9 protein-coding genes are annotated in these 6,735 nt (G+C 70.6%); 3 read left to right on the top strand and 6 right to left on the bottom strand.

Annotated features, from left to right (window positions below; genetic code table 11):
• Positions 1-239 (bottom strand): 50S ribosomal protein L27 (gene rpmA / locus LQV45_RS15105; protein WP_230007736.1); only part of this gene is annotated, 239 nt, incomplete at its 3' end.
• Between the two features lie 18 nt (positions 240-257).
• Positions 258-566 carry a 50S ribosomal protein L21 gene (rplU, locus tag LQV45_RS15100; protein WP_138172328.1) on the bottom strand — a complete coding sequence of 103 codons (309 nt, stop codon included), beginning with the start codon at positions 564-566 and terminating at the stop codon, positions 258-260.
• A gap of 211 nt (positions 567-777) precedes the next feature.
• On the opposite strand from rplU, the gene LQV45_RS15095 reads away from it, so the two are divergent.
• Positions 778-1,053 carry a DUF4031 domain-containing protein gene (locus LQV45_RS15095; RefSeq protein WP_230007735.1) on the top strand — a complete coding sequence of 92 codons (276 nt, stop codon included), beginning with the start codon at positions 778-780 and terminating at the stop codon, positions 1,051-1,053.
• A gap of 82 nt (positions 1,054-1,135) precedes the next feature.
• Here LQV45_RS15095 and LQV45_RS15090 read toward each other — a convergent pair whose 3' ends face one another.
• A complete protein-coding gene (locus LQV45_RS15090; RefSeq protein WP_230007734.1) occupies positions 1,136-3,697 on the bottom strand; it encodes an Rne/Rng family ribonuclease in 2,562 nt (853 codons plus the stop codon).
• Between the two features lie 387 nt (positions 3,698-4,084).
• Between LQV45_RS15090 and LQV45_RS15085 the strand changes: the two genes are divergently transcribed.
• Positions 4,085-4,684 carry a vitamin K epoxide reductase family protein gene (locus tag LQV45_RS15085; RefSeq protein WP_230007733.1) on the top strand — a complete coding sequence of 200 codons (600 nt, stop codon included), beginning with the start codon at positions 4,085-4,087 and terminating at the stop codon, positions 4,682-4,684.
• 48 nt (positions 4,685-4,732) lie between these two features.
• On the top strand, positions 4,733-4,999 hold the full coding sequence (locus LQV45_RS15080; protein WP_230007732.1) for a hypothetical protein: 267 nt from the start codon (positions 4,733-4,735) through the stop codon (positions 4,997-4,999).
• Positions 5,000-5,029: 30 nt separating this feature from the next.
• Here the strand turns inward: LQV45_RS15080 and ndk are convergent, their stop codons facing one another.
• The 3 genes from ndk to LQV45_RS15065 all read right to left on the bottom strand — a co-directional run.
• Positions 5,030-5,446, bottom strand: coding sequence for a nucleoside-diphosphate kinase (gene ndk, locus LQV45_RS15075; protein ID WP_138172333.1), 417 nt, complete (start codon positions 5,444-5,446; stop codon positions 5,030-5,032).
• A 3-nt stretch (positions 5,447-5,449) separates the two neighbouring features.
• Complete coding sequence (locus LQV45_RS15070; protein WP_230007737.1) at positions 5,450-5,854, bottom strand: DUF4233 domain-containing protein; 405 nt, start codon at positions 5,852-5,854, stop codon at positions 5,450-5,452.
• A partial coding sequence (locus LQV45_RS15065) for a folylpolyglutamate synthase/dihydrofolate synthase family protein (protein ID WP_253074571.1) occupies positions 5,851-6,735 on the bottom strand: 885 nt, incomplete at its 5' end. The genes LQV45_RS15070 and LQV45_RS15065, both read right to left, overlap by 4 nt.

Raw genomic sequence — 6,735 nt, 5'->3', positions numbered from 1 at the left:
ATGTTGACGACCTTGCGGCCGCCCTTCTGGCCGAACTGGACCGAGCCGGGGGCCAGGGCGAACAGCGTGTCGTCGCCACCGCGGCCGACGTTGGCGCCGGGGTGGAAGTGCGTGCCACGCTGGCGCACGATGATCTCGCCGGCGAGGACGACCTGGCCGCCGAAGCGCTTCACGCCGAGGCGCTGTGCGTTGGAGTCACGACCGTTACGGGTGGAGCTTGCGCCCTTTTTGTGTGCCATCTCTGCGTCTCCTGGCTCTTACTTGATGCCGGTGATCTTGACGCGCGTGAGGTCCTGACGGTGGCCCTGGCGCTTCTTGTAGCCGGTCTTGTTCTTGAACTTCTGGATCACGATCTTCGGACCGCGCTCCTCGCCGAGCACCTCGGCCGTGACCGAGACCTTCGCGAGCTTGTCGGCGTCGGTCGTGACCGCGTCGCCGTCGACGAACAGGACGGCGGGCAGCTGGATGCTCTCGCCGATCTTCGCCTTCTGGCGGTCGAGCACGACGATCGTGCCGACCTGGACCTTCTCCTGGCGGCCGCCGGCGCGCACAACTGCGTAAACCACTTCACACCTGTTTCGTTCGGGAGCGCACGGCTCCGGTTTGTCTGATGACGTCGGGAGGGCTTCACGCCCTGAGTCTCGGTGCGATCTGCCGGCCGAAGCCTGCGGGGTCTCGCGCCAACGCGCGGACACGACGCACCAAAGGACGAGTTTAGCTCACCCGGCGGCATCCGGCAAAAGCATCGGGGCTGCGTGTCGGCCGTAGGATCACGGAGTGGCGATTCTCATCGACGACCCGCAGTGGCCTGCGCACGGGCGGCTCTGGGCGCACCTCGTGAGCGACGCCAGCATCGACGAGCTGCACGCCTTCGCCGCCGCCGCGGGGATCCCCCGCCGCGCATTCGATCTGGACCACTACGACGTGCCCGATGAGCGCCACGCCGACCTCGTCGCCGCGGGCGCCGAGCACGTCGGGGGACGTGAACTCGTCCGCCGCCTGCGCGCGTCCGGCCTGCGGATCACCGCCCGCGAGCGCCGCGCGGAGGCGTGAGGGGTCAAGAACTGTCGCCTGACCGCGTCTGAAGCGACAGATCTTGACCCCTCACGCGCGGGGGGTTGGGGGGTCTCGAGGGTCAGGAACCGTCGGAGGGTTGGGCGTTCACCGGGGTGCCGGTGAGCGCGGCGGTCGTCACGCGGCGGCGTGAGCGGCCCTGACCCGGTGCCTTGGGTTCGGGCAGCGCCTCGAGCACCGACTCGAGCAGCGCGTCCTTCTCGGTGCGCGCTGCCTTCGGCTCGCGCTTCTTGCGCGGGCGCTTCTCACGCACGGGCGCCTCGACCTTGGCATCCATGACCGCCTCGACCGAGGCGACGACGGCCGCCTCGACCACGGCCGGGTCGTCGACCGTGGGGTGGATCGTGGATGCCGCGATCTGGGCGAGTGCGGACTTGACGCCCTCGGTGATGACGTGCGTGCCGCCGGTCGGGGCGGCCTGTCCACCGTTCGCGGGGGCGGTGCCGCTACCCGCGCCGTTCCCGGCGGACGGGCCGTTGCCACCACGGCTGCGACGGTTGTTGCCGTTGCCGTTGCCGGTGGATCCGCCGTTGCCGTTGCCGGTGGAGGCCGAACGGTGCTTGACGACGGGATCGTGGTGCACGACGACGCCGCGACCCGCGCAGACCTCGCACGCCTCGCTGAAGGTCTCGAGCAGACCCAGACCCAGCTTCTTGCGGGTCATCTGCACGAGCCCGAGCGAGGTGACCTCGGCGACCTGGTGCTTCGTCCGGTCACGGCTCAGGCACTCGATCAGGCGACGCAGCACGAGATCGCGGTTGGACTCCAGCACCATGTCGATGAAGTCGACGACGATGATGCCGCCGATGTCGCGCAGCCGCAGCTGACGGACGATCTCTTCCGCGGCCTCGAGGTTGTTCTTGGTGACGGTCTCTTCGAGGTTGCCGCCGGAGCCGACGAACTTGCCGGTGTTGACGTCGACGACGGTCATCGCCTCGGTGCGGTCGATGACCAGCGAACCGCCGGACGGGAGCCACACCTTGCGGTCCAGGGCCTTCTCGATCTGCTCCGTCACGCGGAACGCATCGAACGGGTCCTGGTCGCCGTCGTACTTCTCGACGCGCTCGAGCAGGTCGGGCGCGACACCCTGCAGGTAGGTGGAGATCGTCGACAGCGCCTCGTCGCCCTGGATGAGCATGCGCGTGAAGTCCTCGTTGAAGACGTCGCGGACGATCTTGACCAGCAGGTCGGGCTCGGAGTGCAACAGCGCCGGGGCCTGGATGGTCTTGACCTGGGTGCTGATGTGCTCCCACTGGGCCGTGAGGCGCTGCACGTCGCGCGTGAGCTGGTCTTCTGTCGCACCCTCGGCCGCGGTGCGCACGATCACGCCGGAGGACTCGGGCAGGACCTCTTTGAGGATCTTCTTCAGACGCGCGCGCTCGGTGTCGGGGAGTTTGCGGGAGATGCCGTTCATGGCACCGCCGGGCACGTACACGAGGTAGCGGCCGGGCAGCGAGATCTGGCTCGTCAGGCGCGCGCCCTTGTGACCCACGGGGTCCTTCGTGACCTGCACGAGAACGCGGTCCCCGGACTTCAGCGCCAGCTCGATGCGGCGCGGCTGGTTGCCGGTCTCGACGCCGTCCCAGTCGACCTCGCCGGAGTACAGCACGGCGTTGCGTCCACGACCGATGTCGACGAACGCCGCCTCCATGCTCGGCAGGACGTTCTGCACGCGGCCCAGGTACACGTTGCCGATGAGCGAGGCGTCCTGGTTGCGGGCGACGTAGTGCTCGACGAGCACGTTGTCCTCGAGGACGGCGATCTGGATGCGACCGGCCTTGGACCGCACGACCATGACGCGGTCGACGGCCTCGCGGCGGGCCAGGAACTCGGCCTCGGTCACGACCGGGCGACGGCGACCGGCCTCGCGGCCGTCGCGGCGACGCTGCTTCTTGGCCTCGAGACGCGTGGAGCCCTTGATGCGCTGCGGCTCGGTGATGAGCTCGACCGCGCGCTGGCGCACGGGGGCGGCCGGGGCCTCGATCTGCTCGTCGGACCCGTTCGCCGCCGCTCCCCCGCGGCGACGGTTGCGACGGCGCGCGTTCGAGGAGACCCGATCGTTCGGAGCCTCGTCCTCGACCTCGTCGACGTCGTCGCGCACGGGCGCTGCCGGAAGCTCGGGAGCGTAGAAGTGCAGCTGCGTCGAAACGGCCGACACGAAGACCTCCGGCAGCAGCCCCAGCGACACCGCGGTCGGGATCCCCGGCGTGGCGGGCGCGGCCGGAGCGTCGGATGCCGGGGCCTCGGGCTCGACGGGAGCGTCGGATGCCGGGGCCTCGGGCTCGACCGGCGACTCGGGCTCGACAGCCGCCTCGGGCTGCGATTCGGCCGCTGCGGACTCCTCCGCCGGCGCGGTCTCCTCCGCTGCCACGACGTCGCCGTCGGCGGGCTGCGCCTCGGGCTCTGCCGCGCCAGTCTCGAGCACCGCGGGGGCGCCGGAGTCCGTATCGGCCGCAGCCTCGGCGGCATCCACGGCCGCCTCGTCGTCGGCGTCCTCGACGGGAGCGGCCTCTTCGGCCGCGGCGTGGCCGGCGGTGGAGGTCTCGTCGTGCGCCGCCTCGGTGGGAGGCGTATCGGTCGCCGGGGTCTCGGCGGGGGTCTGATCGTCGGTTGCGTCGGCCATATCGGACGTACTCCCTGGCGGGCGACACCGCGCGTCGCCCGGCGAAATCTCGTGCGGCGCCGCACCCGGCGGGGCCGCGAACTCACTCGGTCTGCAGCCGGCCTGCGGCTCGTACTGCGAAGGGCGGTCATCGCCCGAAGTCTTCTGGTGATGCTCCTGCGGCGCGGCCGCGGCTCATCGAAGCTCCATTATCGCACGGTCGGCCCGATTCGGTCACCGCCCACGCGCGTGGCCATCCCCGAGGAACGCCATCCGTGCTGAGAAACGCCCGGAGACAGCGTGTCTCAGTACAGAAAGCGTTTATCGCGGCGGCGGAAGCGCAGCAGCGTCTCGACGGCGAAGGATCGCGCAGTGTTGCCACCGTCCGGCAGTGGAAGAATCAGCCGCATGAGCGAAACCGTCACGCCCCGCCGTCCGACCGTCCTGGCGGTCTGGCTCATCATCGCGGGAGTCGTGGGGTGGTGGGCGGCCTTCTCGCTGACGATGGAGCGCTTCCACCAGCTGATGGACGGCGGCGCCGCCGCCTCGTGCGACTTCAGCGTGCTGGTGCAGTGCAGCGCGAACCTGCAGTCGTGGCAGGGCAGCGTCTTCGGGTTCCCGAACCCGATCATCGGCCTCGCCGCCTGGATCGCCCCGATCGTGGTCGGGGTCGCGATCCTCGCGGGGGCTCGCTTCGCCCGCTGGTTCTGGATCCTGTTCTGGCTCGGCATCGCCGGGGCGATGAGCTTCGTCATCTGGCTGATCTCGCAGAGCATCTTCGTGCTCGGGACGCTCTGCCCGTGGTGCATGGTGACGTGGTCCGTGGTGATCCCCACGTTCTTCGCCGTCACGCTCCACCTGTTGCGCGAGGGCATCGTCCCGGTCAGCGCGAAGATTCGGGATGCCGCGGCCGCCCTCATGCCGTGGGTCCCGCTCATGGCCCTCGGGGGCTATGTCGTCGTCGCGGTGCTCGCCCAGCTGCGCTTGGACGTGCTCTCCCAGCTCTGAGGCCGGTCCTCGACGGCATCCACCGCCGAGCGTGCGTAGGGTCGGGTCATGGACGTGCCGAACCCGCTCATGCCCGTGCCCCTGGGCGTCGTCTTCGCCGGTGTCGCCGCGTGCTCGTTCCTGCTGACGGTCGGGGCGCTGGCATCCCTCTTCGGACGCTCCCGTCGCCTCGCCACCGCGCAGTACGTCGGCTGGACGCTGATGATCCTGTTCGTGCCGCTCGTCGGTGCCGGACTGTGGTTCCGCGAGACGCGACACATCGCCCCACGCCCGATCGACGAGCGCTCCGCGGACGACGACGGCCGCCGCCCCTGACGGGGACGGCGGCCGCGGTGGCATCCGGGATCAGTCGAACCAGATCGACAGTTCGCGGGCGGCCGACTCGGGGCTGTCGCTGCCGTGGACCAGGTTCTGCTGAACCTTGAGGCCCCAGTCGCGGCCGAAGTCGCCGCGGATCGTGCCCGGGGCGGCGGTCGTGGGATCGGTGGTGCCGGCGAGGGAGCGGAAGCCCTCGATGACGCGGTTGCCGGCGAGGCGGATCGCCACCGACGGGCCCGAGAGCATGAACTCCAGCAGGGGCTCGTAGAAGGGCTTGCCCTCGTGCTCGGCGTAGTGCTCGGCGAGCCGCTCACGGTCGGGCTCGACGAGGCGGATGTCGACGAGGGCGTAGCCCTTCGCCTCGATGCGGGCGAGGATCGCGCCGGTCAGGCCGCGGGCGACGCCATCGGGCTTGACCAGGACGAGGGTCTCTTCGGTGGCCATGGGTCATTCTCCGTTCGAGAGGTCGGGGTCGGCGGCACGTCGGGCGTTCTGCCGGTCCAGTGCCGCTCCCTTGATCGTCGCATACGCCCACATGCCACCGAAAATGATCGCCACGACCGCGAGTGCCGGAACGAGGATGCCGCCGAGGGCGAGGATCACCTGCAGCGCCCATCCGGCGACGATCGCCCAGCGGTGGCGCAGCAGTCCCGAGACCGCGACCATCGCGACGGCCATCACGGCGCCGCCGACGATGCCCCACCACGGTTCGATCCCCCACGGCAGGGCCTTGAGACCGTAGACGACGAGGCCGCCCAGGAACACGACGATCGACTCGAAGCCGAGGACGACCGCTCCGAGGGACTCCAGGGCACCGCGGGTGCGGCGCGGGCGGCGCTCGCGCGGGCTCATCGCTGCCACCCGGCCTTCCAGTCCTCGAGCGCGGAGAGGCGGATCGCCTCACCGGCCAGCACGACGGAGCCGGCGATGACGACGGCGCGACGGTCGGACTCGGCGGCCCACTTGCGCGCCGCGTCCGCTGCCTCTTCGAGCGTGGGGTGCACGGTGACGGGAAGGTCGGCGGCCTCGGCGACGTCGGCGATCGCGTCGGGGTCGGCGGCGCGGTCGCTGTCCGGTGCCGTGGCGAAGACGCGAGCGACGGCGGGGGTGAGCGTCGAGACGATGCCGACGGTGTCCTTGCCGGACAGGATGCCGATCACGGCCCCCCACTCGTCGATGTCGAATGCCTCGTCGAGCGCGGCCACGAGGGCACGAGCGCCGTGGGGGTTGTGCGCGGCGTCGACGAGCACGGTGGGCGCCGTGCCGAGGAGCTGCAGGCGGCCCGGGGAGGTCGTCGCACCGAGCCCGTCGGTGACGACGTCGGAGGCGAGGGGCTGCGCCCCTCCCCCGATGAGCGACTCGACGGCGGCGATCGCCAGCGCCGCGTTCGCTCCCTGGTGCGCACCGTACAGCGGCAGGTACAGCTCGGCGTAGGTCCCGGCGATCCCGCGGACCGTGAGCAACTGTCCGCCGACCGCGAGGGTCTGGGACTCGAGCGCGAAGGCCTCGCCCTGGAAAGCCACGGAGGCGTTCATCTGCTCGGCGCGCGCGAGGATCGCGCGCTTCGCCGCGTCGGGCTGGGCGGCAGAGACGACGGCCGCGCCCTCTTTGATGATCCCGGCCTTGACGGTGGCGATCTCCGCGATCGTCAAACCCAGGCGGTCGACATGGTCGATGTCGATCGGGGTGAAGACCGCGACGTCGCCGTCGGCGGTGTTCGTGGAGTCCCACGC

The organism is Microbacterium sp. Bi128 (genome assembly GCF_918698205.1).
This window is presented reverse-complemented; position numbering and strand designations above follow the sequence as displayed.

Coding starts and splice junctions, on each gene's coding strand:
- LQV45_RS15090 (WP_230007734.1), bottom strand. CDS start 3,697: ATGGCCGACGCAACCGACGATCAGACCCCCGCCGAGACCCCGGCGACC.
- LQV45_RS15085 (WP_230007733.1), top strand. CDS start 4,085: ATGAGCGAAACCGTCACGCCCCGCCGTCCGACCGTCCTGGCGGTCTGG.
- LQV45_RS15080 (WP_230007732.1), top strand. CDS start 4,733: ATGGACGTGCCGAACCCGCTCATGCCCGTGCCCCTGGGCGTCGTCTTC.
- ndk (WP_138172333.1), bottom strand. CDS start 5,446: ATGGCCACCGAAGAGACCCTCGTCCTGGTCAAGCCCGATGGCGTCGCC.
- LQV45_RS15070 (WP_230007737.1), bottom strand. CDS start 5,854: ATGAGCCCGCGCGAGCGCCGCCCGCGCCGCACCCGCGGTGCCCTGGAG.